General features: G+C 63.9%; 24 protein-coding genes. 6 read left to right on the plus strand and 18 right to left on the minus strand.

Going from position 1 to position 25,594, the window contains the following annotated elements; all coding sequences use genetic code 11:
• Nucleotides 1–68 precede the first annotated feature (68 nt).
• The 4 genes from B0T39_RS14990 to ald form a co-directional block, all read right to left on the minus strand.
• A complete protein-coding gene (locus B0T39_RS14990) occupies nt 69–1,451 on the minus strand; it encodes an aspartate aminotransferase family protein (RefSeq protein ID WP_019104435.1) in 1,383 nt (460 codons plus the stop codon).
• Nucleotides 1,452–1,589: 138 nt separating this feature from the next.
• Nucleotides 1,590–2,924, minus strand: a complete 1,335-nt coding sequence (locus B0T39_RS14995) for a glutamine synthetase family protein (RefSeq protein WP_081547960.1) — start codon at nt 2,922–2,924, stop codon at nt 1,590–1,592.
• Between the two features lie 21 nt (nt 2,925–2,945).
• Nucleotides 2,946–3,740, minus strand: coding sequence for a gamma-glutamyl-gamma-aminobutyrate hydrolase family protein (locus B0T39_RS15000; protein ID WP_081547961.1), 795 nt, complete (start codon nt 3,738–3,740; stop codon nt 2,946–2,948).
• 19 nt (nt 3,741–3,759) lie between these two features.
• Entirely contained in the window at nt 3,760–4,884 is a 1,125-nt protein-coding gene (gene ald / locus B0T39_RS15005; protein ID WP_081547962.1) for an alanine dehydrogenase, read from the minus strand.
• Between the two features lie 212 nt (nt 4,885–5,096).
• Here ald and B0T39_RS15010 point away from each other — a divergent pair, with 212 nt between their 5' ends.
• From B0T39_RS15010 to B0T39_RS15035, 5 genes are all read left to right on the plus strand, one after another.
• Nucleotides 5,097–5,642: a cupin domain-containing protein gene (locus B0T39_RS15010; RefSeq protein ID WP_081547963.1), complete on the plus strand. Its 546-nt coding sequence runs from the start codon at nt 5,097–5,099 to the stop codon at nt 5,640–5,642.
• Between the two features lie 326 nt (nt 5,643–5,968).
• On the plus strand, nt 5,969–7,456 hold the full coding sequence (locus tag B0T39_RS15020) for an aldehyde dehydrogenase (RefSeq protein ID WP_081547965.1): 1,488 nt from the start codon (nt 5,969–5,971) through the stop codon (nt 7,454–7,456).
• Between the two features lie 79 nt (nt 7,457–7,535).
• Nucleotides 7,536–8,321 (plus strand): substrate-binding periplasmic protein, encoded by a 786-nt coding sequence (locus tag B0T39_RS15025; protein ID WP_081547966.1) that lies wholly within the window; start codon nt 7,536–7,538, stop codon nt 8,319–8,321.
• 70 nt (nt 8,322–8,391) lie between these two features.
• A complete protein-coding gene (locus tag B0T39_RS15030) occupies nt 8,392–9,174 on the plus strand; it encodes a substrate-binding periplasmic protein (protein WP_081547967.1) in 783 nt (260 codons plus the stop codon).
• Nucleotides 9,175–9,246: 72 nt separating this feature from the next.
• The gene (locus B0T39_RS15035; RefSeq protein ID WP_081547968.1) at nt 9,247–9,870 is read left to right on the plus strand and encodes a histidine phosphatase family protein; all 624 of its coding nucleotides are present in this window, start codon (nt 9,247–9,249) and stop codon (nt 9,868–9,870) included.
• Between the two features lie 80 nt (nt 9,871–9,950).
• Here the strand turns inward: B0T39_RS15035 and B0T39_RS15040 are convergent, their stop codons facing one another.
• Nucleotides 9,951–10,559, minus strand: coding sequence for an FMN-dependent NADH-azoreductase (locus B0T39_RS15040; protein ID WP_081547969.1), 609 nt, complete (start codon nt 10,557–10,559; stop codon nt 9,951–9,953).
• A gap of 109 nt (nt 10,560–10,668) precedes the next feature.
• Here B0T39_RS15040 and B0T39_RS15045 point away from each other — a divergent pair, with 109 nt between their 5' ends.
• A complete protein-coding gene (locus B0T39_RS15045) occupies nt 10,669–11,595 on the plus strand; it encodes a LysR substrate-binding domain-containing protein (protein ID WP_081547970.1) in 927 nt (308 codons plus the stop codon).
• 47 nt (nt 11,596–11,642) lie between these two features.
• Here B0T39_RS15045 and B0T39_RS26510 read toward each other — a convergent pair whose 3' ends face one another.
• From B0T39_RS26510 to B0T39_RS15105, 13 genes are all read right to left on the minus strand, one after another.
• Nucleotides 11,643–11,963, minus strand: coding sequence for an FmdB family zinc ribbon protein (locus B0T39_RS26510; protein ID WP_081547972.1), 321 nt, complete (start codon nt 11,961–11,963; stop codon nt 11,643–11,645).
• Nucleotides 11,926–13,149: a formamidase gene (gene fmdA, locus B0T39_RS15055; protein WP_081547974.1), complete on the minus strand. Its 1,224-nt coding sequence runs from the start codon at nt 13,147–13,149 to the stop codon at nt 11,926–11,928. The genes B0T39_RS26510 and fmdA overlap by 38 nt, the downstream gene beginning before the upstream one ends.
• 188 nt (nt 13,150–13,337) lie before the next feature.
• The gene (locus tag B0T39_RS15060; protein WP_254894570.1) at nt 13,338–13,547 is read right to left on the minus strand and encodes a formate dehydrogenase subunit delta; all 210 of its coding nucleotides are present in this window, start codon (nt 13,545–13,547) and stop codon (nt 13,338–13,340) included.
• 20 nt (nt 13,548–13,567) lie between these two features.
• The gene (fdhF, locus tag B0T39_RS15065; protein WP_081547978.1) at nt 13,568–16,441 is read right to left on the minus strand and encodes a formate dehydrogenase subunit alpha; all 2,874 of its coding nucleotides are present in this window, start codon (nt 16,439–16,441) and stop codon (nt 13,568–13,570) included.
• Complete coding sequence (locus B0T39_RS15070; RefSeq protein WP_081547980.1) at nt 16,438–18,006, minus strand: NADH-ubiquinone oxidoreductase-F iron-sulfur binding region domain-containing protein; 1,569 nt, start codon at nt 18,004–18,006, stop codon at nt 16,438–16,440. The genes fdhF and B0T39_RS15070 overlap by 4 nt, the downstream gene beginning before the upstream one ends.
• Nucleotides 18,000–18,485, minus strand: a complete 486-nt coding sequence (locus B0T39_RS15075) for a formate dehydrogenase subunit gamma (RefSeq protein WP_081547982.1) — start codon at nt 18,483–18,485, stop codon at nt 18,000–18,002. Before B0T39_RS15075 ends, B0T39_RS15070 begins: the two co-directional genes overlap by 7 nt.
• Before the next feature lie 64 nt (nt 18,486–18,549).
• The gene (locus tag B0T39_RS25120; protein WP_141111241.1) at nt 18,550–19,254 is read right to left on the minus strand and encodes a hypothetical protein; all 705 of its coding nucleotides are present in this window, start codon (nt 19,252–19,254) and stop codon (nt 18,550–18,552) included.
• A gap of 29 nt (nt 19,255–19,283) precedes the next feature.
• A complete protein-coding gene (locus B0T39_RS25125; RefSeq protein WP_141111242.1) occupies nt 19,284–19,676 on the minus strand; it encodes a hypothetical protein in 393 nt (130 codons plus the stop codon).
• Nucleotides 19,677–19,806: 130 nt separating this feature from the next.
• A complete protein-coding gene (fdhA, locus tag B0T39_RS15085) occupies nt 19,807–21,000 on the minus strand; it encodes a formaldehyde dehydrogenase, glutathione-independent (RefSeq protein WP_081547986.1) in 1,194 nt (397 codons plus the stop codon).
• A 269-nt stretch (nt 21,001–21,269) separates the two neighbouring features.
• On the minus strand, nt 21,270–22,208 hold the full coding sequence (locus tag B0T39_RS15090; protein WP_081547988.1) for a choline ABC transporter substrate-binding protein: 939 nt from the start codon (nt 22,206–22,208) through the stop codon (nt 21,270–21,272).
• Between the two features lie 134 nt (nt 22,209–22,342).
• Nucleotides 22,343–23,329, minus strand: coding sequence for a GlxA family transcriptional regulator (locus B0T39_RS15095; protein WP_081547990.1), 987 nt, complete (start codon nt 23,327–23,329; stop codon nt 22,343–22,345).
• Nucleotides 23,330–23,447: 118 nt separating this feature from the next.
• Nucleotides 23,448–24,311, minus strand: a complete 864-nt coding sequence (locus tag B0T39_RS15100) for an ABC transporter permease (RefSeq protein WP_081547992.1) — start codon at nt 24,309–24,311, stop codon at nt 23,448–23,450.
• Nucleotides 24,312–24,391: 80 nt separating this feature from the next.
• Nucleotides 24,392–25,438, minus strand: coding sequence for a quaternary amine ABC transporter ATP-binding protein (locus tag B0T39_RS15105; RefSeq protein WP_081547994.1), 1,047 nt, complete (start codon nt 25,436–25,438; stop codon nt 24,392–24,394).
• Nucleotides 25,439–25,594 lie beyond the last annotated feature (156 nt).

Raw genomic sequence — 25,594 nt, forward strand, 5'->3', positions numbered from 1 at the left:
CAAGCGCCGCAAGAAAAAAGCCGGAGCTTACCGCTCCGGCTTGATCCCAGCGCATGCGCGACCCCGGCTCAGACAAGGCCGCTGTCCTTCAATTTGCGCTCGAACGTCTCCATGCAACGCGCGGCCACGCCCAGCATTTCATCGATTTCAGCCTTGCTGATCACCAGCGGCGGCGCGGACACGATGTGGTCGCCGCAGGCGCGCATGATCAGGTTGTTGCTGAAGAAGATGTCGCGGCACATCAGGCCGACGTCGCCGAACTCCGGGAACAGCTCGCGCTTGCTCTTGTCCTTGACCAGGGTGAACGCCTGGATCAGGCCGACGCCGCGCACATCGTCCACGTGCTCGAACTGGCTGAAGGTCTCGCGCCAGCGCTTCTGCATATAGGGACCGGTTTCGTTCTTGACGCGGTCGATGATGCCTTCGTCGCGCAGGAGTTCGATATTGACGCGCGCCACCGCGCTGGCCACCGGGTGGCCGGAGTAGGTGAAGCCGTGGTTGAAATCGCCGCCGGCGATCAGGCCCTGGGCCACGCGTTCGCCCACAAAGACCGCGCCGATGGGCAGATAGCCGGAGGACAGGCCTTTGGCGGTGGTGAAGATGTCCGGACGGAAGCCGAAGTGCTCGAAGCCGAACCACTCGCCGGTGCGGCCAAAGCCGCAGATCACTTCATCGGCCACCAGCAGCACATCGTATTTGCGGCAGATGCGTTCCACTTCCGGCCAGTAAGTGGCCGGCGGGATAATCACGCCGCCGGCGCCCTGGATGGGTTCGCCCACGAAGGCCGCCACTTTTTCCGGGCCGATTTCCAGGATTTTCTCTTCCACCCAGCGCGCGGCCACCACGCCGAACTCGTCCGGGCTCAGATCCTTGCCGTATTTGTACCACCACGGCTGCTCAACGTGGGCCATGCCCGGAATCGGCAAGTCGCCCTGCTCGTGCATATACTTCATGCCGCCCAGGCTGGAGCCGCCGATGGTGGAGCCGTGATAGCCGTTCCAGCGGCCGATCAGGGTCTTCTTGTCCTTCTTGCCTTGCACGTCCCAGTAATGACGCACCATGCGTATCATGGTATCCACCGCCTCGGAGCCGGAGTTGGTGTAGAACACATGCTCGTAGCCGGCCGGCGTCACTTGCGCCAGCAGGTGGGACAGCTCCACCACGGCCGGGTGGGTGGTCTTGAAGAAGGTGTTGTAGAAGGGCAGTTCGTCCATCTGGCTCTTGGCCACGTCGGACAGTTCCTTGCGGCCGTAGCCGATATTGACGCACCACAGGCCGGCCATGCCGTCGATGATCTTATTGCCCTCGGAATCCCACAGGTAAATCCCCTCGCTGCGAGTCATCACCCGCGCGCCCTGCTGGTTCAACGATTGGGTATCGGTAAACGGATGCAGATGATGCGCGGCATCCAGTTGGCGCCATTGTTCGGTCGTGCGTTGTTGATTCTGCATAGGACTTCCTTCCAGTATTCTCCAACGGGGCGTAGATGTTCTCTGCCGCCCCTCCTTCGCCATTGGCGTATTTTCAGTGCTTATCCTGGCTGTCCGGGCTGATTCTAACGGACAAATCAGCCCAATGTCATAGCTAAATCACACGTGCAGCAGCAGGAACTTGCGCTCCCACGGGCTGATCACGCGGAAGTATTCGGAGAACTCCTTCTCCTTCATTCCCACGTACATGCTGACGAAGCGTTCGCCCAGCACCTCGGCCATTTCCTTGCAGGAAGCCAGTTGCTCCAGGGACTCCTCCGAGGAGTTGGGGAACTGGTAAGGCAGCTCATACGCGTCCGTCTGGCGCGGCTCGCTGGGTTGCAGCTTGTTGATGATGCCCAGGTAGCCGCAGGCCAGCGTCGCGGCCATGGCGATATAAGGGTTGACGTCCACGCCGGGCACGCGGTTTTCAATGCGGCGCGCCGCCGGCGAGGAGTGCGGCACGCGCAGCCCCACGGTACGGTTGTCGTAACCCCATTCGACGTTGGTCGGCGCCGCGGTATAGCGAGACAAACGGCGGAATGAGTTCACATACGGCGCAAACAACGGCATGGACTGGGGCACGTATTTCTGCAGGCCGGCGATGTAGTGGAAGAACAAATCGGACGGGCTGCCGTCTTCATTGGTGAACACATTGCGGCCGGTGTTCTTGTCCACCAAGCTCTGGTGCATGTGCATGGCGGAGCCCGGCTCGTTTTCCATCGGCTTGGCCATGAAGGTGGCGTACATATTGTGGCGGAACGCCGCCTCGCGCACGGTGCGCTTGAACAGGAACACCTGGTCCGCCAGTTCCAGCGGGTTGCCGTGCAGGAAGTTGATTTCCATCTGCGCGGTGCCCACTTCGTGAATCAGGGTGTCCACTTCCAGGTTCTGCGCGTGGCAATAATCGTAGATGTCCTCGAACAACGGATCGAACTCGTTGACCGCGTCGATGGAATAAGAGCGGCGGCCGAACTCGGCGCGGCCGGTTCTCCCCACCGGCGCGGACAGCGGAATGTCCGGGTCCGGGTTGGGGGACAGCAGGTAGAACTCCATTTCCGGAGCCAGCACCGGCTCCAGCCCCATCTCGTCAAACAGGCCGATCACGCGTTTGAGCACATTGCGCGGCGCCACGTCCACCGGGCTGCCATCGGCGCGCAGACAGTCATAGATCAATTGCGCGGTGGGATCGACGGCCCAGGGCACGAAGCGCAGGGTGTTCGGGTCCGGGGCCAGCACCATGTCCGGGTCGGTCAGGTCCAGCATGCTGTCGTCGGGGTAGTCCCCGGTCACGGTCTGGATCAGCACGACTTCGGGCAGGCGCATTTCCGGGTCGGACACGAACTTGTCCTTGGGCACGATCTTGCCGCGCGCCACGCCGGTCATGTCGGGGACGATACACTCGACTTCAGTGATCCGGTGCTCTCGCAGCCATTCATTGATCTGATGGGTCATGATGTTCTTCCTCTGTGTGTGTTATTCCGAGTGGTGACACAAGGTCTCGGTTAATTGCGGCCCGCGTTGCCGCTGGTTGCGGCGTTGGCGGCAGGCGTCGCCAAATGCTTTGAAGATGGCCATGGACAGCGGGTTCTCCCAATACTTCCATTCCGGATGCCATTGCGCGGCGAAGGCGAAGCCCTTGGCGTCGCGCACGCGGTAGGCCTCCACCAGGCCGTCGTCGGCCACCGCCTCGCAGATCAAACGATCGGACAGCCGCTTGATGCCCTGCTGGTGCAGGGAATTGACCATGGCGGAGTCTTGGCCGGTCCATTGCCGCAGCAGGCTGTCTTCGGCGAAACGCACCGAGTGGGACAAGGCGTACATCGCGTCCACGTCCGGCGTGTCCGGCTCGCGGTGGTCCCGCTTGCCCTCTTCTTCCTGCACGTGCTGGTACAGTTCCCCGCCCATCGCCACGTTGATTTCCTGAAAGCCGCGGCAGATGCCCAGCAGGGGGATGCCCTGCTCCAGCACTTGCTGGATCAACGGCAAGGTGGTGGCGTCGCGCATCGGGTCGTGCATGGTGCCGGGCCGGCTGGGCGCGCCGCCGTAGCGGTGCGGCTCGACATTGGACAGCGAGCCTGGCAGCAACACACCGTCCACCAGTTCCAGCACGTCCTTCAGCGCGGTCTTGTCGCCCAACGCCGGCAGCAGCACCGGCACGCCGCCGGCGCCGCCGGCCGCCGCGGCGATGTATTTTTCACCTGCGGCGTGGAACGGCAACGGGCCTACCATCTTGATGTCACAGGGTATGCCGATGATAGCTTGCAACATTTCGAATCCTTGATACGGGTTAGGAAGCCGCCTTGATGGCTTCTATCGGGTCGATGAACGGGTGACTCAGCGCCTGAGCCACCGCCTGATAAGTGAGCCGGCCGCGGCAGACGTTGAGGCCGTTGCGCAAATGAGCGTTATCCAGTAAAGCTTGGCGCCAGCCCTTATTGGCCAGCTCCAGCGTGTACGGCAGCGTGGCGTTGGTCAGCGCCTGGGTGGAGGTGCGCGCCACGCCGCCGGGCATATTGGCCACGCAGTAATGGACGATGCCGTCCACCACGTAAATAGGGTCTTGGTGCGTGGTGGGCCGGCTGGTCTCGAAGCAACCGCCCTGATCTATCGCCACGTCCACCAGCACCGCGCCGGGCTTCATGATTTTCAGCATCGGCCGCGTCACCAGCTTGGGTGCCGCAGCTCCCGGAATCAGCACCGCGCCGATCACCAGGTCGGCCTCGCGCAGACAGTCTTCGATGTTGGCGGAGTTGGACACCAGCGTCTTGATGCGGCCGCCGAACACCATGTCGATTTCTTTCAAGCGCGGCAGCGACTTATCCAGGATGGTGACCTCGGCGCCGGCACCCATGGCCATGCGCGCGGCGTTCAGCCCCACCACGCCGCCGCCTATCACCACCACTCGCGCCGGGGCCACGCCCGGCACGCCGCCCAGCAGCACGCCGCGGCCGCCCTGGGCTTTTTCCAGCGCGTGCGCGCCGGCCTGTATCGCCATGCGTCCTGCCACTTCCGACATCGGCGCCAGCAGCGGCAGGCCGCCTCGCTCATCGGTGACGGTTTCGTAAGCAATGGCAATCGCATCCGATTCCAGCAATAATTTGGTCTGTTCCGGATCCGGCGCCAAATGCAGATAGGTGAACAGGATCTGATCCCGGCGCAGCATCCGGCACTCCACCGGCTGCGGCTCTTTCACCTTGACGATCATGTCGCTGCGTTCGAAGGTTTCTTCGGCGCTGGAAGCAATGGAAGCGCCGGCCTGGATATACTGTTCATCGGTGAATCCGATGGCGAGGCCAGCCTGGGTCTGGACCAAAACCTTGTGACCGTTGGCGACTAACTCCCGGACTCCAGACGGGGTTAGGCCAACACGGTACTCGTGGTTCTTGATCTCCTTGGGAACACCGATCAGCATGTCGCTCTCCTCACTTAGATTTGTTGCGGAAGTGCCGCGCAAGCGTTTAAGAAAATTCACAACACGCTTGCCCCTTGTTTCTGATTCTGACTATAAACCCCCAACGATGCAAAGATATTCGATTTTGCGTCGCAGCAAGTAGTGCAGAGTCCGTACAAAATAATTATCATAAAGCGTCTAAAATTATTAACATACTGACGGAGCAGGAATCCATGGACGTTGGCGCGAGATTACGCATGGTCAGGGATCGTTTCGGGCTGTCTCAGCGGGAGCTGGCCAAGCGAGCCGGAGTCACCAACGGCACCATTTCGCTGATAGAGCAGAATCGGGTCAGCCCTTCGATCAGCTCGCTGAAAAAAGTGCTGGAAGGCCTGCCGATGACGCTGGCGGACTTTTTCACCTTCGATTCCGACCCGGAACAAGCCAGAGTGTTCTACCAGGCCCACGAATTACCCAACCTGGGCAATGAGCAGATCCAACTGCTGCTGGTGGGCACCGCCCACGACAAACGCGACATCGCCATCCTGCGCGAAGTCTACGAAACCGGCGCAGACACCGGGCCGGACATGTTGACGCACGACGGCCAAGAGGGCGGCGTCATCATTAAAGGCAGTATAGAAGTGACCGTGAACAACGAGAGCCGCGTCCTGGGGCCGGGGGACGCGTATTACTTCGACAGCCGGCTGCCGCATCGCTTTCGCAATGCCGGGACTGAAACCTGCGAAGTGGTGAGCGCCAGTTCGCCGCCCACATTCTGAGAACCTGTTTACGATCTACTGCGCGTCGGCGATACGGCGTTGAAACCAACTTCGAAATGCTCATGTACCGTATGTACACTCCGCTTTCTCAGCTGTTTTCGCCTTGTCTCACCTTAGCTAGAGAGATCGTAGTTCTGAGAACCATTGAGAACAAGAAGCGCCGGCAAGACCGTATCCGGCGACCAGCAGGCCATAAGGCCAGGCCGGGGAGCTTTGCCCGCCGCGCCGGCTCCAAGCCCACGACAGACAACAAAGCAGTCAAACCCGCGTCAAGCGATACCGGCGCCGCCAACGAACGGCGCAGGATCAATCAAAGGAGAGAGTAAATGGCTAGAACGCATGCCGAATGGAAGCAATTCGCCGCTCAACTGAAGATCGAAGGGCGCGCCTTCATCGCCGGCGAGTACTGCGCGGCGCAAGACGGCAAAAGCTTTGCCTGCAACAACCCCGCCAACGGCGAGAAGCTGGCCGACGTGGCCTGGTGCGGCGAGGCCGACGTGGAGCGCGCGGTACGCGCCGCGCGTCAAGCCTTCGACTCCGGCGCCTGGTCCGGCCTGCCGCCGCGCGAGCGCGGCCGCATCCTCAAGCGCTTCGCCGCGCTGATCTACGAGCACGGCGATGAGTTGGCGCTGCTGGAAACCCTGGACGTGGGCAAACCCATCAGCGACACCCTCAGCGTGGACCTGCCCGGCAGCGCCTACTGCGTGGAATGGTTCGCCGAAGCCATCGACAAGATAGGCGGCGAAGTAGCGCCGGTGGATCCCAAGGTAGTGGGCCTGGTCACCCGCGAAGCCATCGGCGTGGTGGCCGCCATCGTGCCGTGGAACTACCCCATCATGATGGCCAGCTGGAAATTTGGCCCGGCGCTGGCCGCCGGCAACCCGGTGATCATCAAGCCCTCGGAAAAATCCCCGCTCACCGCCATCCGCCTGGCGGCGCTGGCTAAAGAAGCCGGCATCCCCAACGGCGTGTTCCAAGTCCTGCCCGGCGCAGGCGACGTGGGCAAGCTGCTGGCGCTGCACATGGACGTGGACTGCGTCGCCTTCACCGGCTCCACCGGCGTGGGCAAGCTGATCGCCGGCTACGCCGCGCAATCCAACCTCAAGCGCGTCTGGCTGGAACTGGGCGGCAAATCGCCCAACATCATTCTGCCGGACTGCCCGGACGTCGCCCAGGCGGCGCGCGCCGCCGCCGGCGGCATCTTCTACAATATGGGCGAAGTCTGCACCGCCGGTTCCCGCGTGCTGGTTCACCGCGACATCAAGGCGCGCTTCCTGCAGGAGCTGGAAGCGGCCGCGGCCCGCTACTACCCGCAAGACCCGCTGGACCCGGCCACCAATATGGGCGCCATCGTGGACCGCATCCAGTACGACAAGGTGCTGTCCTATATCGGCAAGGGCGACAGCGAAGGCGCCAAGAAGCTGTTCGGCGGCAAACCGGCCCACGCGGATACCGGCCTGTTCATCGAACCGACGGCGTTTGACTGCCCCAGCGCCGACCTGACCATCTGCCGCGAGGAAATCTTCGGCCCGGTGCTGTCCGTCATTACCTTCGACGACGTGGAAGACGCCATTCGCATCGCCAACGACACAGAATACGGCCTGGCGGCCGCAGTGTGGACCTCCAACGTCAGCACCGCGCACCAGGTGGCGCGCCGCCTGCGCGCCGGCACGGTGTGGGTGAATTGCTATGATGAAGGCGGGGACATGAACTTCCCCTTCGGCGGCTTCAAGCAATCCGGCAACGGCCGCGACAAGTCGCTGCACGCGCTGGAAAAATACACTGAGCTGAAGAGCACGCTGATCAAGCTGTAAACCGCGTTTACAGCGCCACCGACAGGCTGCCCTCCGGCAGCCTGTCTTGTTTTCATCCACCCTCGGCAAAGGATGCGCCATGATCAAGTGCCTGACCGCCCTCCTCTGCCTTTACGCCGCCATGGCGGAGGCCGGTTCCGCAGCGCCCGCCTGCCCGGCGGAAGGACTGAAGATTGGGTACTACCCAACGACCACCGCCTATGAAGGCGGCAAGGGCTACGACGTGGACCTGGTCCACGAACTGGCGCGCCGGCTGGGCTGCAACATCCGCGAAGAGCGCGAATACCCGCGCTTGCGTGTGCTGCTGCTGGTGCAGCACGGCAAGCTCAACCTGGCCACCTCCACCATCCCGTTGCAAAAGCGGCTGCGCTACGCCTGGGTGCTTCCCTATACCCGCGACCGCAACATGACCCTGCTTAACCCGGCGGTGCAAGGCAAGACGCCGGAACAATGGCTGAACGACCCCAAGCTAAAATGGGGCGCCGTCATCGGCTACCGCAACAGCCCGCTGCAGGACTATTTCCTGCAGCAGATGGCCAAGCGAGACAAGCTGATCTGCGCCGCCAACGAAGAAGACCTGCTGGATATGCTGCGCAGCGGCGCCATCTCCGCCGCCTTCTCCCAACCCCAGATTTACGATCACTGGATCAACGGCCAGCCACGCGGACGGCTGCAAGTCAAAGTCATGGACCCCTTCCGCGACAGCAGTCTGGAAAACGGCCTGGTGCTGTCCCACCGCAGCTTCAGCGAGCCCCAGATGCGGCTCTGGCGGACGGAACTGGACAAAATGCGCGCGGACGGCAGCCTGCAGCGCATTCTGCGCAAATACCTGAGCGAAGACAGCGTACGCGGCATGCTGGAGTAACAATCGCTCGCATGCGGCAAGACCCATCGAATCCGGCTATAGCTAAACGGAACGCGTACGGGAGAACGGCATGAAGGCATACTGGATGGCGCTGCTTTGCGGCGCGCTGGCATCAACGGCGGCGCTGGGCGATTCGCCCTGCCCTGCCGAGGGCCTGAAAGTGGGTTACTACCTGATGGGCGGAGCTTATGAAGAAGGGCGCGGCTACGATGTCGACCTGGTACACGAACTGGCCCGCCGGCTGGGCTGCAAGATCGCCCAGGAAGAAGCCTACCCGCGCATCCGCGTACTGAAAATGCTGGAGCACGGCCAATTGAACCTGGGCACTTCCACCATCCCCACCGCCGACCGCCAGAAATACGCCTGGATCTACCCCTACTTTTACAGCAAGAACATGATTCTGCTGTCCAGCCGTGTCGCCGCGCGCACGCTGGACCAGTTGCTGGCCGATCCCGCCGTCAAATGGGGCACCATCCGCGGCTACCGCCACAGCCCGGAACAGGACGCCTTCATCGAACAGCTGGCCAAGCGCGGCAAGGTGGTGATGGCCAACGACGAACACGACCTCTACGTCATGCTGTCCCAGCACATCATCACCGCCGCCTTCGCCCATCCGCACAGCTACGACCGCTGGCTCAACTCCCCGGCCCTGTCCGGACAGGTGGAGGTGCTGGACCTGTTTCCCGCCTCGGAACGCGTGGCGGGCGGGCTAGTGCTGGCCCGCAGCGACTTCAACCCGCAGCAGGCAGAGCAATGGCAGGCCCAGTTGCAGCAAATGATCAAGGACGGCAGCCTGCGCAAAATCCTTGGCAAATACCTCAGCCCCGACAGCGTGGCCCGCATGCAGCCCTGACCCTAGGTCCAGCTTGCCGCCGGACGCAAACGCGCGCGACACTGCGCTGTCTTCACTTCCCGGAGTTGACCGATGAAAACCCTGAGCCGCCTCGCCCTGCTGCTGCCCTTGCTGGCCGCCTTCCCCGCCCATGCCGCCGACAACGCCGACACCCTGCAAACCCTGGTCATGATGCGCCACGGCGAAAAACCGGAAGGCGGCTACGGCCAGCTCGACTGCAAGGGCTTCAACCGTTCGCTGGCGCTGGCCAAGGTGCTGCCGCAGCGCTTCGGCAAGCCGGACCAGATCTACGCGCCGTCCACCGCCAGCCAGGCCAGCGACCCGGCCGGCACCTTCAACTACATCCGGCCGCTGGCCACCATCGAGCCCACCGCCATCTCCCAGGGCCTGCCGGTCAACACCAATTTCGAAACCGCGGCCATAGACGGCCTGCAGCAGCAATTGATAGATCCGCTGCACCACGGCAAGCTGGTCTTCATCGCCTGGGAACACAAGCTGCTGCAAGTGCTGACCAGCAATATCATGCGCCAGTACGGCGGCAAGAACGGCGCGGACCAGGTGCCCAAGTGGGACAAGAACGACTTCGATGGTCTCTTCATCGTCACCCTAGACTACAGCCACACCCCGCCCAAGGCGAAGTTCCGCCGTGAGCAGCAAGGACTGGATCAATTGTCGTCCACCTGCTGGCTGCCCTAATCGCGCCCCATACTCCGCCCACCCATGCAAAACAGCCGGCCCCACAGGGAGCCGGCTGTCGCCATTGATGCTGCGGAGGATTACAGCGCCAGCTTGGCGATGGCGTCCTTGGCCGCGTGGATGGCGGTGGCGCGCTTGTCTTCGCCCATATTCACCGCTTCGGCGCGGATAAAGGCCACGTCGTTCACGCCCAGGAACCCCACCACCGTCTTCAGGTAGTCTTCCTGGAAGTCCATCAGCTGGCCTTGCTCGGTGCTGTAGACGCCACCGCGCGAGGACACCACGATCACCTTCTTGCCGCCGGCCAGCCCCACCGGGCCGTTTTCGGTGTATTTGAACGTGCGGCCGGACGCGGCCACGCGGTCCACCCAGGCTTTCAGCTGCGACGGAATCGAGAAGTTGTACATCGGCGCGCCGATCACCACCACGTCCGCGGCCAGGAATTCTTCAATCAACTCATTGCTCAGCGCGGCTTCGCTGCGCTGGGTGGCGGTCCAGTCCGCCTCTGCAGTGAAATTAGCGCCGATGATTTCGCCGGACAGGTGGGCGATGGGCTGGCTGGCCAGATCGCGGTAGGAGGTTTCCACATTGGCGTGGCGCTGGCGCAGGGTGTCGGCGACAACGGCGGTCAGTTGGCGGGAAACCGAGTTGGCGGCGAGGATGCTGGAGTCGAGATGCAACAGTTTCATGGTCGGGTCCTTCGTGTCTTGGTAGAGAAAGTGATTGCATGATAGTTTTCCGCACCAATCCGCACTAGACTGCAAAAATCGGAAACATTGTTCCATCAGTGAGGCAATCATGCAGGACCTGAACGATCTGCTCTACTTCGCCAAAGTGGTTGAGCACGGCGGCTTCATGGCCGCCGGCCGCGTGCTAGGCATCCCCAAGTCCCGGCTTTCCCGCCGCGTGGCGGAACTGGAACAGCGGCTGGGAGTGCGTCTACTGCAAAGGACCACCCGCCGCCTTTCCTTGACCGAAATCGGCCAACAGTACTACCAACACTGCCGGGCGATGCTGGAAGAAGCCGAAGCCGCCGACGAGGCCATCGCCCGCAGCAGCGCCGAGCCGCGCGGCCTGATCAAGGTCAGTTGCCCGGAACTGCTGTCCAAGACGCTGCTGGCCCCGGCGCTGCCCCGCTTCATGGCCCGTCACCCGCTGCTGCGGGTGCAACTGGACTCCAGCAACCGGCGCGTGGACCTGATAGAAGAAGGCGTGGACGTCGCCATCCGCGTGCGCAACTTGATAGAAGACAGCGCCAACCTGGTGGTGCGCCGGCTGGCCACCGCCCTGACATCCCTGGTGGCCAGCCCGGCCTTGCTGGCCGAACGCCCCGCCCCCAAGCATCCGGCCGACATGGCCGGCTGGCCGGCCTTGACCATGAGCCGGCCCGACGGCCGCGGCCAATGGGCCTTGCTGGACCAGGCCGGCCACGCCTACACCGTACAGATAGACAGCCCGAGGCTGATGACCGACGACCTGATCGTCCTGCGCGACGCCGCCATTGCCGGCCTGGGCGTGGCCGCGCTGCCGGAACTGGTCTGCCACGAGGCGCTGCAGACAGGCCAACTGGTGCGGCTGCTGCCTGACTACGACATCCCTTGGGGCATCCTGCACGCCGCCTTCCCCACCCGCCGCGGCCTGTTGCCGGCGGTGCGCGTCTTCATCGACTTCCTCGCCACCGAACTGATTCCGCCGGATCACCCGGTTTATCAGCTGGCGCCTTAAGGTCTGCTCAAAGTCTCGCGAGCTAGAGCGAGATCGTGAACAGGCTCTTAGCCCAACATCCACGGCCGCCGCCCCGCGACCCGCCTCTCCGGCGCGGGTGCCGCGACGGACCTAGCGCACACGGGTTGGTGACAAGCGCTCTCATTGTGCGCCGCGGCTTGACTTGCCGCGCTCGGCAAGCACAGCGCCGGAGCCGACAGCAAGCGCTCCCGGCTGAGCTGGCCGCAACCGGGACAGGCGGCCGGCTCGGCACGCGCCGCCAGCGCGCGCAGCAGGGAGAACGGGCCGCAAGAGGAACAGCGATACTCATAAACTGGCATCATGGCATCCTCATTCCAGATCGTAGGATAGCGGCAAGGGCACGCCATCCAGCGGCTGCCGCATCGGCCCGCCGGCCTGTGGCCGGATATCGAAATCGAAGATGTCCGTCGGCAGCCACAGCGTGGCGCAGGCATTGGGCACGTCCACCACCCCGCTGATATGCCCCTGCACCGGCGCGCAGCCAAGAATGCTATAGGCCTGGGCGCGCGAATAGCCGAACTTGCCCAGGTACTCGATAGCGTTCAGGCAGGCCTGGCGATAAGCCACTTGCACATCCAGATAGTGTTGGCCGCCGTGCTCGTCCACCGAGACGCCCTCGAAAATCAGGTAGTCGCCGTGCCTCGGCGCCAATGGGCTGGGCTGGAACACCGGATTGCGGATACCGTAGGCCGCCATGCCGCCCTTGATCAGGCCCACCTTCAGATGGGCCCAGCCCGCCATTTCAATAGCGCCGCAGAAGGTGATTTCCCCATCCCCCTGGCTGAAATGCAAATCGCCAACCGACAGGCCGGCACCGTCGATATAAACCGGCAGGAACACGCGGGCGCCCCGCGACAGGTCCTTGATGTCGCAATTGCCGCCATGCTCACGCGGCGGCACCGTGCGCGCCGCCTCTTCCGCCGCGCGCCACGCCGTCTCCCCGCCCAACTGCCCCATATGGGCGCTGGGAGCGAAAGGCAAGTGCGCCACCGCGCGCGGATTGTCCCGCAACAACTCGGCCTCGCGCCGGTTCCACTCCTCCAGCAACGGCCGACTGGGCAGACAACCTATCAGGCCGGGATGGATCAGCCCGGCGAAACGTACGCCGGGAATGTGACGGCTGCGGGCGTAAAGCCCCTGGAAATCCCACACCGTCTTTTGCGCATGCTGAAAATGCTCGCTGAGAAAGCCGCCGCCATTGCTGCGCGAGAAAATGCCGTTAAAGCCCCATTGGCGCTCCGGCAAAGCGCCAATGTCCAGCAGATCCACCACAAGTAGATCGCCGGGCCGTGCGCCGGCCACCCCCACCGGGCCGGACAAGAAGTGCACAATACTCAAGTCCAGATCGCGGATGTCGTCGGCGCAATCGTCGTTGCGCACACAGCCGCCAGTCCAGTCGTAACATTCCAGCACGAAGTCGTCGCCGGGCCGCACCCAGCAGGCCATTGGAATGTCCGGATGCCAGCGGTTGTGGATCTGCGGATTGTCATACGGGGATTGATCGAGGTCGATCTTGATCAGGGTGGTCGCCATGGCTTGTGCTCCAGCACGATCGGGACCACGCGGGTCCCGCTTGCGAAAGTCCGCAACCGGCTGCCGCCGACTGTGGCCCATCCCCGCGCCGGCGGCGCTGACGCCGCGGCGATGCGCGGCCTGCGCCGCGTTGTTTTCTTTGTCGTTGCGCAGCCCAGTAGGCCGTGCAAACCATCGTGAACAGGTTCTTAGCGCACCTTGCCGGGCATGTTCTCCAGACACGCCAAAGCCCGAGCAGCCAGCGGGGTCAGTCCGCTTGCCGCGCCGGCCGCGCGCCAATGCGTCAGCAGGCCTTCCCGCATGGCCGGCGTCCAGAAACGCCGCAGATGCTGAGCAATCTCGAACTCTGCGTCGCCACCCTGGGCGTCCTCGAAAAAACGCGCAATCTCATTAAGCATCTTCACCAGCGGTTCCGGCCTCATTCCGTCGGGCTCCCCGTCCGCCGCCCGGCGGCCAACAGTCTTTGCTGCTCGTCGCCGAAGCCCTGGAAACGGCGCTGCCAGTCCGATGGCCTAGCGGTCTTCCTCACCTCCACCGCAGTCACCTTGTACTCCGGACAGTTGGTGGCCCAATCCGAATTGTCGGTGGTCACCACATTAGCGCCGGACTCCGGGTGGTGGAAGGTGGTGTACACCACGCCCGGCGCTACCCGCTCCGTCACCTTGGCGCGCAAGGCGGTGTCGCCGGCGCGGCTGCGCACCGCCACCCAGTCGCCATCGACGATGCCTCGCGCTTCGGCGTCGGTCGGATGGATTTCCAGCCTGTCCTCGGCGTGCCAAACCCGATTCTCGGTGCGTCGCGTCTGCGCGCCGACATTGTACTGGCTGAGAATACGCCCAGTGGTCAGCAGCAGCGGGAAGCGCTTGCCCGCCCGCTCCGAGGTGGCCACATAGCGGGTAACGATGAAGCGTCCCAAGCCGCGGGAGAAGGCGTCGACATGCATCACCGGCGTACCCTCGGGCGCCGCCTCGTTGCACGGCCATTGCAGGCCGCCCAGCCGGTCCAGCTTGGCGTAGCTGACCCCGGCGAAGCTGGGCGTCAGTCGCGCGATCTCGTCCATGATCTCCGACGGGTGCTTGTAAGCCATCGGGTAGCCCAGGGCCGCCGCCAGCGCCGCGGTCACCTCCCAGTCCGCCATGCCGGCCAGCGGACGCATCGCCCGGCGCACCCTCGAGATGCGCCGCTCGGCATTGGTGAAGGTGCCGTCCTTTTCCAGGAAGGAGCTGCCGGGCAGGAAGACATGGGCGTATTTGGCGGTTTCGTTCAGGAACAGGTCCTGCACCACCACGCACTCCATCGCCAGCAGCGCGGCGGCCACGTGCTGGGTATTGGGGTCGCTCTGCACAATATCCTCGCCCTGGCAGTACAGGCCCTTGAAACCGCCGTCCAGCGCCGCGTCCAGCATATTGGGAATCCGCAATCCTGGTTCCGGCTGCAGAATGACGCCCCAGTCCGCCTCGAAGCTCGCGCGCACCGCGTCGTCGGACACATGGCGGTAGCCGGGCAGCTCGTGCGGGAAAGAGCCCATGTCGCAAGAGCCCTGCACATTGTTCTGACCGCGCAAGGGGTTGACGCCGACGCCGGCGCGGCCAAGATTGCCGGTGGCCATGGCCAGGTTGGCGATGGCCATCACCGCGGTGCTGCCCTGGCTGTGTTCAGTGACACCCAGGCCGTAGTAGATGGCGGCGTTGCCGCCGCTCGCGTACAGCCGCGCCGCCTCGCGGATCAGCGCCGCCGGCACGCCGCAGACCTCGGCGACGCGCTCCGGCGCATTGTCCGGCTCGGCGGCGAAATCGCGCCAGCGCCGGAAGGCTTCATCCTCACAGCGCTGGGCGATGAAATCTTGATCCAGCAGGTTTTCGCTCACCAGCACATGGGCCAGCGCGTTGAGCACGGCCACGTTGCTGCCGGGCCGCAAGGCCAGATGCAGCGCCGGCGCCGCGTGCGGCGAATCGGCCAGGTCGATGCGGCGCGGGTCGATGACGATCAGCCGCGCGCCCTCGCGCAGCCTCCGCCGCAGCAAGGAGCCGAACACCGGGTGGGCGTCGCTGGGATTGGCGCCCATCACCAGAATCACGTCGGCGCTCAGCACCGAATCGAAATCCTGGGTGCCGGCGGACTCGCCCAGCGTCTGCTTGAGGCCGTAGCCGGTGGGCGAGTGGCAGACGCGGGCGCAGGTGTCGATATTGTTGTTGCCGAAGGCGGCGCGCACCAGCTTCTGCACCAGATAGGTTTCCTCATTGGTGCAGCGGCTGGAGCTGATGCCGCCGACGGCGTCGCGGCCGTAGCGTGTCTGCAGGCGGCGGAACTCGCCGGCCACATGTCCCAGCGCCTGTTCCCAACTCACCTCCCGCCAAGCTTCGTGGATGCCGGCGCGCAACATGGGTTTGACGATGCGGTCCGGATGGGTGGCGTAGCCCCAGGCGAAGCGGCCCTTGACGCAGGAATGGCCGTGATTGGCGCGGCCGTCCCGGTCCGGCGTCATTCTCACCACCCGCTCGCCCTTGAGTTCGGCGCGGAAGCCGCAACCCACGCCGCAATAGGCGCAGGTGGTCGTCACGCTGCGCTCCGGCTGCCCCAGCTCAACCACGCTTTTCTCCACCAGCGTGGCGGTGGGACAGGCTTGCACGCAAGCGCCGCAGGACACGCATTCCGAGCCGAGGAAGTCCTCGCCGCCTGCGGCGCGGACGCGGGAATCGAACCCCCGGCCGACGATGCTCAGCGCGAACGTCCCCTGGGTTTCCTCGCAGGCGCGCACGCAGCGGTTGCAGACGATGCATTTGGCCGGGTCGTAATCGAAATAAGGGTTGGACTCATCCTTGGCATCAGCCAGATGACTGGCGCCGGCCAGGCCGTAACGCACCTCGCGCAGTCCCACCTGGCCGGCAACGGTCTGCAATTCGCAAGCGCCGTTAGACGCGCAAGTCAGGCAATCCAGCGGGTGGTCGGACACATACAGTTCCATCACCCCGCGCCGCAGCCTGGCCAGCGTCTCGCTCTGGGTGCGCACCGCCATGCCCGCGCTCACCGGCGTGGTGCAGGCGGCCGGGTAGCCGCGATGACCATCGATCTCCACCATGCACATACGACAGGAGCCAAACGGCTCCAGGCTGTCGGTGGCGCACAGCCGGGGCAGGCGCACGCCCTGCAGCGCGGCCGCGCGCAACACCGAGGTGCCGGCCGGCACGGTGATCTCGACGCCGTCTATGCTCAGACTCACCGGCGCACCGGTACGCATTGGCGTGCCCAGGTCCACCGTGGGGGCAAGCTTGGGGTCAAACTGGCAGCTCATGGCGTATCCTCCTCGACGATGGCCGGGTCCAGGCCGAAATCCGCGGGAAAACCCCGCGCCGCGCTCAGCACCGGCGAGGGTGTCAAACCGCCCAGCGCGCACAGCGAACCGTGCCGCATGGTCTCGCACAAATCCCGCAGCAGGGTCCAATGCCGGCGCCGCTCCGCCGCGTCGCCGGCCGCCAGCAGCCGGTCTATCACCTCGACCCCGCGGGTGGAGCCGATGCGACAGGGCGTGCACTTCCCGCAGGATTCGGCGGCGCAGAACTGCATGGCGAAACGCGCCATGCGCGCCATATCGGTACTATCGTCGCACACCACCACCCCGCCGTGGCCCAACATGGCGCCGACGGCGGCGAAAGCTTCGTAGTCCAAGACGGTGTCGAACTGTTCCGGCCTCAGCCAGGCGCCCAGCGGCCCGCCCACCTGCGCGGCCTTCACCGGCCGGCCGCTGGCGCAGCCGCCGCCGTAGTCCTCGATCAACTCGCGCAGGCTCAAGCCAAATCCGCGCTCCACCAGGCCGCCGCGCCGCACATTGCCGGCTAGCTGAAACGCCATGGTGCCGCGCGAGCGGCCAACCCCGAAATCGCGGTAATACGGCGCGCCGCGGGCCAGGATGGTGGGCACCGACGCCAGCGTCAGCACGTTGTGCACCAAGGTGGGACGCCCAAACAAGCCGCTGATCGCGGGCAAGGGCGGCTTGGCCCTGACCTCTCCACGCCGGCCCTCCAGCGACTCCAGCATGGACGTTTCCTCGCCGCAGATATACGCGCCCGCGCCCAGGCGGAGCTCCAACTCCAGTTCAAGGCCGCTGCCTTGCAGATTGGGGCCCAGGTAACCCCGCTGACGGGCGATCTCCAACGCCCGCCGCAGCGTCTCCGCCGCCGCCGCGTATTCGGAGCGGACATAGAGGTAACCGCGATTCGCCCCCACCGCCAGCGCCGCGATGCTCATGCCCTCAATCAACAAAAAGGGATCGCCCTCCATCAGCATGCGGTCGGCGAAGCTACCTGAATCGCCCTCGTCTGCGTTGCACACCACGTATTTGCCATCCGCCGCCGTCTCGCGGACCGTGCGCCATTTGACGCCGGCGGGAAAGGCCGCGCCGCCTCGGCCGCGCAGGCCGGACTCCAGCACGCAGTCCAGCGTGCCCTGGCCGCCCAGTTCCAGCGCGTGGGTCAGGCCGCGATAGCCGCCGTGGGCCAAGTAATCGTCCAGCGACAAGGGCCGGGTCAGCCCGGCGCGCGCGAACAACAGCCGCTGCTGGCCGGCCAGATAGGGCAGCCGTTCCAGCGGGCCCAACGCCAGCGGATGCTTGCCGTCCGCCTCCAGCACGGCGCTCAGCACGCTGTCCGCCTGCTCCGCCGGTAATGGTCCAAAACCAGAGCGGCCTTGCGGCGTATCCATTTCCAACAAGGGCTCCAGCCAGTACAGCCCGCGCGAGCTATTGCGCCGGATTTCCACTTCTAGGCCGCGTCGCGCCGCCGCCTCGGCCAACGCCCGTGCGGTCTGGTCAGTTCCCAGCGCCCGCGCCGCGGAATCACAGGATAGATGGAAGGTCAGCATGCGCCGCCCTCCTCCAGACAGCCGGCCAGCAAGGCGTCCAACGCGGCGGCGTCGACGCGCGCGTGCAATTCGCCGTCCAGCAGCAGAGCCGGCGCGCAGGCGCAAGCGCCCAGACAGTACACCGGCCGCAATTCCAAGCCGCCGTCGGCGCTGCGGCCGGCGTCGTCCAGGCCGGTGCGCGCGCGCAGCCTTTGCGCCAGCGCCTCCGACCCCATGCTCTGACAGGCTTCCGCTCGGCATAGCCGCAGTTGGTGGCGCGCAGGCGGCTCACTGCGGAAATCGTGGTAGAAGCTGAGCACGCCGCGCACCTCGGCCTGGCTCAGACGAAAAGCGCGGGCGATGTCCGGCGTCGCCGCGTCCGGCACATAGCCCAGCTCATCCTGCAAGGCGCGCAACAAGGGCAGCAAACCGCCCGGCTGCGCTTGGTGGCTGGCAATCAGCGCGGCGATACGTATCTGTTGTTCTGCAGTCAAGGGCATGGCGACTCCTCAATCGACGTACTCCGTGTCAATCGGCAAATCTGGCTCCCTCATCCGAGGGGTCTTATTTGATCGGTTCGGCCAAGGCCATCAGCCACGCTAAATTGTAGGCCTGTTGTGGACTGCTGCCGATCTCATCCCACACTGCAATGGTGTAATATTTTTTGGAGCTGACCCAAGTCAATTCCGATACTTTTTTACCTGATGGCGACTTTTTAACAACAAACCGAGCAGGCAGCCCCTGAATTTTAAGGTTCATGAGCTCCTTAACCGCCATCACTCCACCTCCATCCGCAACGAAATCCCATTCGTGCAAAATGATCAAGACGCCATCGGGACGCCGGAATATCCGGTCAAAACTGCTCCATGGTCCACGTAGACTAGGCCCTTGCGGCACGACTCCCTCAAAACGATAAGTATTTAGCTTACTAGCACCAATATCAGCAAGTTTGGATTTGGCATTGACAGATACATCCTGCAAAGTCCTCAATCTATTTTGATAAGTTGTGGCGTACAGAACAGCTTCATCCGAAATCCTCTCATAATCCACCCTTCCATCAACCACCGATTTGTTTCTAACATCTCGCTTTAGATCCTCCTCTGAAGTTTGCTTGAGCGCCGCTGGTAATTTATCAATGGATATGACCTTTAGCTTCCCTGGCTCCATGCCTGAGACCGGGCTAAAGGCAGTACTATCATTAGCACTAATTAAAGAAGCACACCCAAATAGCACCAGCCCAGTCAGAACAGCCTTAAAATTAATTAACATGTCAATTTTCTCTTAAAAATTAAGCCAACTCATTCCGTTCCCCACTGTGAAAGGTTACAATCCACAGCAGAACTATTTCCCAAAAATGAAATATAACTGCTTTGATTACGATAATGATGACCAACAACACTACCATACCAGAACTCAGAGCCAAAGTGCCCAGCATATGACCGCCAAGTATCCTGCCAACCATCCCCACCGTACACCCGCGTATTAGTATTATGAATCCATGTTCCATTTCTATAGTGAGAGGACGCCGTCCATAAACTATATGATCTACCACTCCAGTCGACACTAATACTCTCTTGTGCACCAAACGGTGCGCAAGATCTACTAACAATTCCAAGAGCCTCCACATTAATACTAAACACCAACAAAAAGACCCCACAAACCAGACTGCCATTCCAACTTTTCAGTTCCATATCAATCTCCTTCAAAATTCAATTCCCAAACTTCTTCCCATATATCAGTGTACGAAATGCACTAACACTTCCCACGCTACCACCTCCCTATCTATCCAAACCACACCCAATTCAAAAGCAAGAATGATGGCTAATGCAACTGCCCATGCGGATCGATGACGAATTTCTTCGGCGCGCCGCCGTCGAACTCGGCGTAGCCCCTGGGCGCGTTGTCCAGGCTGATGATCTCCACGCCCACCACTTCGGCGATGGGGATGCGGTCCCACAGAATCGCCTGCATCAGCGCGCGGTTGTATTTCATCACCGGAGTCTGGCCGGTGAAGAAGCTGTGCGACTTGGCCCAGCCCAGGCCAAAGCGCACCGACAGGCTGCCCTGCTTGGCCGCCGCGTCCACCGCGCCGGGGTCGTCGGTCACGTAGAGCCCGGGAATGCCGATGCGCCCGGCCTCGCGCGTCACTTCCATCAAGGCGTTGAGCACGGTGGCCGGGGCCTCCTGCCGCGAGGCGGCGTGGCCGTGGCCGCGCGCCTCGAAACCAACGGCGTCGATCGCGCAATCCACCTCCGGCCCCCCCAGGATGGCGGCGATCTGTTCGCCCAGCGTCGCGTCCTGCAATAGATCCGCGGTTTCAAAGCCGACGGCGCGGGCATGGGCCAGCCGCGCCGGATTGACGTCGCCGACGATGACCACCGCCGCGCCCAGCAGGCGCGCGGAAGCCGCCGCCGCCAAGCCCACCGGGCCCGCGCCGGCCACATAGACCGTGCTACCCGGCCCCACGCCGGCCGATACCGCGCCGTGATAGCCGGTGGGCAGGATGTCGGACAAGCAGGTCAGGTCTCGAATCTTGGCCAGCGCCTGATCCCGGTCCGGAAACTTCAGCAGGTTGAAATCGGCGTAAGGCACCATCACGTATTCCGCCTGGCCGCCCACCCAGCCTCCCATGTCGACGTAGCCGTAAGCGCCGCCGGCCCGCGCCGGGTTCACCGACAGGCATACTCCGGTATCCTGCTCCTTGCAGCAGCGACAGCGACCGCAAGCCACGTTGAACGGCACCGACACCAGATCGCCGATGCGCAGCGTTTCCACATCGCCGCCCGTCTCTATCACCTCGCCGGTGATTTCATGCCCCAGCACCAAACCGGCAGGCGCCGTGGTGCGGCCGCGCACCATATGCTGGTCCGAGCCGCAGATATTGGTGCTCAGCACCTTGAGAATGACGCCATGGCCGAGCTTACGCCCGGCCGGGGACGCCAGTTCCGGAAAAGGGATGGGCCGCACTTCCACCTGGCCCGGCGCCAAGTACACCACTCCGCGATTGCCTGTCATCATCGTCTCCTCGCAGCCACGCCGGCGGGTTATCCGGCGGCATCTGCTCCCGATGCTAGGAAAGAAAGCGACGCCGGCCTTGAGTCAAAGCGACCCCTTTGCGATCAAATGCGCCATGCCGGCTAGGAAGCTGTACCAAGTCTCGCGAGCAAGAGCGAGACAAGGCGAAAACCGCTGAGAAAGCGGAATGGTCAAGCGGTACATAAGCATTTCGAAGCGGTACTCACCGTGCCGCGTCTCACGACGCGCAGTCGATCGTAAACAGGTTCTCAGCGCGCCAGCGCCTGGCCGACGACGCTCAGCCCCGGCCGGCCGTCGAAGGTATTCACCCCCTCCAGCCAGCTCGTCAGCACCGCCGGGCTCTGTTTCAGATATTCCCGCGCCGCGGTCTCCGGCCTGACCTTGTCCATGATCGGCCCCATCACCCGATTTTCCATATCGGTGCTGAAGCGCAGATTGCGCAACAGCCGGCCAACATTGGGACAGCGGGCCTCATAATCCGGCGGCAGCGCGGTGAATACCCTGGCCGCACCGAAATTGGGGCCGAACACCGCGTCGCCGCCGGACAGATAACGCAGCTTGTGCCTGACATTCATCGGGTGCGGCTCCCAGGCCAGGAACACCATCCATTTCTTCCGCCGCTCCGCGCGTTCCAGTTCGGCCAGCATGCCGGCCTCGCTGGATTCCACCAGTTTGAAGCCGCCCAGCCCGTACTGTTGCTTGCGGATCATGCCGTCGATCAGCCGGTTGCCGTCGTTGCCGGCTTCGATGCCGTAGATCTTGCCGTCCAGCTGCGCCTTGAAGCGGGCGATGTCCTTGAAATCGCGCAGGCCGGCGGTGGCCACGTAGTCCGGCACCGCCAGCGTGTACTTGGCGCCGCTCAGATTGGGCTCGGCCAGCACCTTGATCTGGCCCGCTTTCAAATAGGGCGCTATCAGCGGCGTCATCGACGGGCTCCAATATCCGAGGAACACGTCGATCTGCCGACTCTTGAGCCCGGAGAAGGCGATGGGCACCGAGGCCATGGTCACGCTGGGGCGGTAGCCCAGGGCCTCCAACACCACGCTGGCCATGCCGGTGGTGGCCGCGATGTCCGTCCAGCCGACATCGGCGAAACGCACATTTCGGCAGGCGGCCGGCTCCCCTGCCGCCGCGCTGCCGGCGATGGCCAGCAGCAGCGCCGCGGATATGGCTTTGAATCGATTCATCCCTTCCTCCCGGGCAGCGATGATGGCGAGAGTCCGCCCGGCGGCCGCTGCCGCGCCGCCAATAGGTTTCCAGCACCGGTTCAAAGTCTCGCGAGCTGGAACGAGACAAGGCGCGGCAGACCTTGAACAGGCTTTCAGGCGATGGCCCCGGCCGCCACCAGGTATTGCTGCCGCTCGCGGCTGGGCGGATAGCCGAACAGCCCGCGGTAGGACTTGGAAAAATGCGAGGAAGACAGGAAGCCGCAGGCCACGGTGACCTCCATCACGCTCATATTGGTTTGCAGCAGCAGTTCGCGCGCCCGGCGCAGTCGGAGGTCCAGATAGTATTGCGCCGGCGTGGTGCTCAGATAACGCTTGAACAAGCGCTCCAGATGGCGCAGCGACACGCCCAGCTCCGCCGCCAGATGTTCCAGCGAGCGCGGGTTCTCGATATTGCTCTCCATCGACAAGGCGGCGTCGAGCAAGGCCTCGTGCCCGGTGCCGATGCGCGCCAGCAGCGGGATGTGCTGACGGTCGCCGTCGTCGCGCAGCCGGTCCACGATGAATTGCACCGAGACATCGGCCGCCAGGCTCTTGCCGCCTTTGTGGCGGATCAGATGACACATGAAATCCAGCGGCGCGGTGCCGCCGCTACAGGTGAAGCGGTCCCGGTCCAACGCAAACAGGTCCGAGGTGAACTGGGTGCGGGGGAATTCCTCGCTGATGGACAACAGGTTTTCCCAGTGGATGGCGCAGCGGTAGCCGTTCAGCACCCCGGCCCTGGCCAGCGCGAAGGTGCCGGTGCAAATCGACCCCAGCGGCACGCCCTGGGCGGCGAAGCGGCGGATCAACGCCTGCACCTTGTCGGTGGCCGCCTCACGCACCTGGCAGCCGCCGCAGACGATGAGCATGTCGTACTGCTGCGGAGGGCCCGGCGCGGAGATCGGCGACAAGCTCAGGCCATTGCTGGCGCTAACCGGCTCGCCGTCCGCCGACAGCAGGCTCCAGCGGTACAGCTTCTTGCGCGACAGGTAGTTGGCCATGCGCAACGGCTCCACCGCATTGGAAAACGCGATCATGGAGAACTGATCCAGCAGCAAAAAGGCGATATGCGACAACGAGGCTATCTGTTGCGGTCCCATCACGACCTCCAATGTGTGCGTTGCGAGGATTGTTGCTCTACTCCGAAGCGGTTCGCAGCCCGCTTTGAAAACCGTTGCGTATGCGTTGTTTTGTCCGTTGTTTCCGCCGGGCCCGCCCTCAGCCGTCGGCCGCGGCGCCCGCCTCCGGCCCACGGCCGAAGCTTTCGGTGATCCGGTCCAGGATGATGGCCAGCAGCACCACCGCCAGCCCGCTCTCGAAACCAAGGCCGACATCCAGCCGCTGGATGCTGGCCAGGACATCGTTGCCCAGGCCGCCGGCCCCCACCATGGAGGCGATGATCACCATGGACAGCGCCATCATGATGGTCTGATTGACCCCGGCCATGATGGACGGCAACGCGATGGGCAGCTGCACCTTGAACAGCAATTGCCACGAGGTGCAGCCGAAGGCGTTGCCGGCCTCCACCTGCTCTCGGTTCACCTGACGGATGCCCAGACTAGTCAGGCGCACCGCGGGCGGCACCGCGAACACCACCGTGGCCAGGATGCCCGGCACCCGTCCCAGTCCGAAGAACATTGCCGCGGGAATCAGATAAACGAAAGCCGGCATGGTCTGCATGAAATCCAGCGCCGGTCGCACCAGGGCGTTGACCAGCCGCCAGCGCGCGCAGCAGATGCCCAGCGGCACGCCCAACAACAGGCTGACGCAGGTGGCGGACAAGGTCAGCGCCAGCGTGGCGACGGTCTGGCTCCAGAAGCCGATGGCCCAGATCAGGCCCAGCGCCGCGCAGACGAAGACGGCGAACTTCCAGCCCAGCCGCCACAGGCCGACGCCGGCGAACAAACCGGCCAGCGCCCATGGCGGCACGCCCTGCAACAAGGCCTCCACCTGGGTGGCGAACCAGTCGATGCCGCCGCTGACGGCGTCGAAGGCGCCGGCGTTGTTTTCCAGCAGAAAATGGATGATCTGATTGACCCAGCTGCCTATCGGCAGCGGGGACTGGGGACTGATGTCGGCCATGCGGCGTGCTCCTCGTCTCGCCGGGCGCGCTCAGGACGGCAAGAGCCACACGCCCCCGCGCCGGCGACGCCCGTTGGGGTTCAGTGGTGGGCGGCCGCGCTCGGGCGGTGCTGGGACAACTTGTTGAGCACGCTGCTGGGGGTGATCACGCCCAGGCAGCGGCCGTCGTCGTCGCGGACCTGCAACGGCTCGGCCAGCCCCTGAAGCCGCAACAGCACATCGGACAGGCTACAGGACGGCTCAACGTGAGGAGCGGCCGCCGCGCGCGGCGGCGGCGCGGCCTCGATCAGATCCTTTGCCTGCAGATAACGCGAGGTGTCCACGCTCTTGAAGAAGTTGCGCACATAGTCGTCGGCCGGGCATTCGATGATTTCGCGCGGGCTGCCCACCTGCACCAGCCGGCCGCCCTCCATGATGGCGATGCGGCTGCCGATGCGCAGCGCCTCTTCCAGATCATGGGAGACGAAGACGATGGTGCGACGTTGCTCGCGCTGCAATTGCAGCAGCAGCTCCTGCAACTCGGCGCGCTTGAGCGGGTCCAGCGCCGAGAAGGCCTCGTCCATCAGCATCAGCGAGGGATTGACCGCCAGCGCGCGCACCAGGCCCACCCGCTGCTGCATGCCGCCGGAGAGTTGATGCGGGTATTTGCCGGCGAAGGCGGCCAGCCCCACTTGCTCCAGCATTTCCCGCGCCCGCGCCTCGCGGGCCTTGCGCCCGAGGCCGGCCACTTCCAGGCCGAAGGCGGCGTTGTCCAGCACTGTCCGGTGCGGCATCAGCGCGAAGCTCTGGAACACCATGCTCATGTCGCGGCGGCGCAAGGCCACCAATTGCCCGGGCGACAGCCGGGTCAGGTCCTGGCCGTCCAGCAGGATCTGGCCGGCGCTGGGCTCCAGCAAGCGGTTGATCAGGCGGATCAGCGTGGATTTGCCGGAGCCGGACAGGCCCATCAGCACGAAGATTTCGCCGGCGCGCACCGAGAACGACACGTCGTTGACGCCCACCACCGCCCCGGTGCGCCGAAACACGTCGTCCTTGCTCTCGCCGGCCCGCAGCAAGGACATCACTTCCGCCGGCTTGCCGCCGAACGCCTTGTAGAGGTTTCTGACCTCGATCTTGATCGTTTGCATCCCGGCTCCCTTTGGCGCGGCCGCTGGCAATTCGAAGAATGTTTAATGTAAATCAAGGTTCAAGATAGAAAGGAAGGGCTGCGCCAAGTAACGGTATTCCGACACCAAGCCGCCCAAATCCGACATCCGCGCGCAAAACCGGCCGGCATAGGCCTG

Source organism: Chromobacterium haemolyticum (assembly GCF_002081825.1).
In the GTDB taxonomy this organism is placed as follows: domain Bacteria; phylum Pseudomonadota; class Gammaproteobacteria; order Burkholderiales; family Chromobacteriaceae; genus Chromobacterium; species Chromobacterium fluminis.

What these genes read in the sequence shown, in the direction of transcription:
- B0T39_RS25120 (WP_141111241.1), bottom strand. Translation starts at nt 19,254, where the DNA reads ATGTTAATTAATTTTAAGGCTGTTCTGACTGGGCTGGTGCTATTTGGG.
- B0T39_RS15025 (WP_081547966.1), top strand. Translation starts at nt 7,536, where the DNA reads ATGATCAAGTGCCTGACCGCCCTCCTCTGCCTTTACGCCGCCATGGCG.
- fdhA (WP_081547986.1), bottom strand. Translation starts at nt 21,000, where the DNA reads ATGACAGGCAATCGCGGAGTGGTGTACTTGGCGCCGGGCCAGGTGGAA.
- B0T39_RS15040 (WP_081547969.1), bottom strand. Translation starts at nt 10,559, where the DNA reads ATGAAACTGTTGCATCTCGACTCCAGCATCCTCGCCGCCAACTCGGTT.
- B0T39_RS14990 (WP_019104435.1), bottom strand. Translation starts at nt 1,451, where the DNA reads ATGCAGAATCAACAACGCACGACCGAACAATGGCGCCAACTGGATGCC.
- B0T39_RS26510 (WP_081547972.1), bottom strand. Translation starts at nt 11,963, where the DNA reads ATGGCGTGCCCTTGCCGCTATCCTACGATCTGGAATGAGGATGCCATG.
- B0T39_RS15105 (WP_081547994.1), bottom strand. Translation starts at nt 25,438, where the DNA reads ATGCAAACGATCAAGATCGAGGTCAGAAACCTCTACAAGGCGTTCGGC.
- B0T39_RS25125 (WP_141111242.1), bottom strand. Translation starts at nt 19,676, where the DNA reads ATGGAACTGAAAAGTTGGAATGGCAGTCTGGTTTGTGGGGTCTTTTTG.
- B0T39_RS15045 (WP_081547970.1), top strand. Translation starts at nt 10,669, where the DNA reads ATGCAGGACCTGAACGATCTGCTCTACTTCGCCAAAGTGGTTGAGCAC.
- B0T39_RS15070 (WP_081547980.1), bottom strand. Translation starts at nt 18,006, where the DNA reads ATGCTGACCTTCCATCTATCCTGTGATTCCGCGGCGCGGGCGCTGGGA.
- B0T39_RS15010 (WP_081547963.1), top strand. Translation starts at nt 5,097, where the DNA reads ATGGACGTTGGCGCGAGATTACGCATGGTCAGGGATCGTTTCGGGCTG.
- fmdA (WP_081547974.1), bottom strand. Translation starts at nt 13,149, where the DNA reads ATGGCGACCACCCTGATCAAGATCGACCTCGATCAATCCCCGTATGAC.
- B0T39_RS15075 (WP_081547982.1), bottom strand. Translation starts at nt 18,485, where the DNA reads ATGCCCTTGACTGCAGAACAACAGATACGTATCGCCGCGCTGATTGCC.
- B0T39_RS15000 (WP_081547961.1), bottom strand. Translation starts at nt 3,740, where the DNA reads ATGTTGCAAGCTATCATCGGCATACCCTGTGACATCAAGATGGTAGGC.
- B0T39_RS15060 (WP_254894570.1), bottom strand. Translation starts at nt 13,547, where the DNA reads ATGCTTAATGAGATTGCGCGTTTTTTCGAGGACGCCCAGGGTGGCGAC.
- ald (WP_081547962.1), bottom strand. Translation starts at nt 4,884, where the DNA reads ATGCTGATCGGTGTTCCCAAGGAGATCAAGAACCACGAGTACCGTGTT.
- B0T39_RS15095 (WP_081547990.1), bottom strand. Translation starts at nt 23,329, where the DNA reads ATGGGACCGCAACAGATAGCCTCGTTGTCGCATATCGCCTTTTTGCTG.
- B0T39_RS15020 (WP_081547965.1), top strand. Translation starts at nt 5,969, where the DNA reads ATGGCTAGAACGCATGCCGAATGGAAGCAATTCGCCGCTCAACTGAAG.
- B0T39_RS15030 (WP_081547967.1), top strand. Translation starts at nt 8,392, where the DNA reads ATGAAGGCATACTGGATGGCGCTGCTTTGCGGCGCGCTGGCATCAACG.
- fdhF (WP_081547978.1), bottom strand. Translation starts at nt 16,441, where the DNA reads ATGAGCTGCCAGTTTGACCCCAAGCTTGCCCCCACGGTGGACCTGGGC.
- B0T39_RS14995 (WP_081547960.1), bottom strand. Translation starts at nt 2,924, where the DNA reads ATGACCCATCAGATCAATGAATGGCTGCGAGAGCACCGGATCACTGAA.
- B0T39_RS15035 (WP_081547968.1), top strand. Translation starts at nt 9,247, where the DNA reads ATGAAAACCCTGAGCCGCCTCGCCCTGCTGCTGCCCTTGCTGGCCGCC.
- B0T39_RS15090 (WP_081547988.1), bottom strand. Translation starts at nt 22,208, where the DNA reads ATGAATCGATTCAAAGCCATATCCGCGGCGCTGCTGCTGGCCATCGCC.
- B0T39_RS15100 (WP_081547992.1), bottom strand. Translation starts at nt 24,311, where the DNA reads ATGGCCGACATCAGTCCCCAGTCCCCGCTGCCGATAGGCAGCTGGGTC.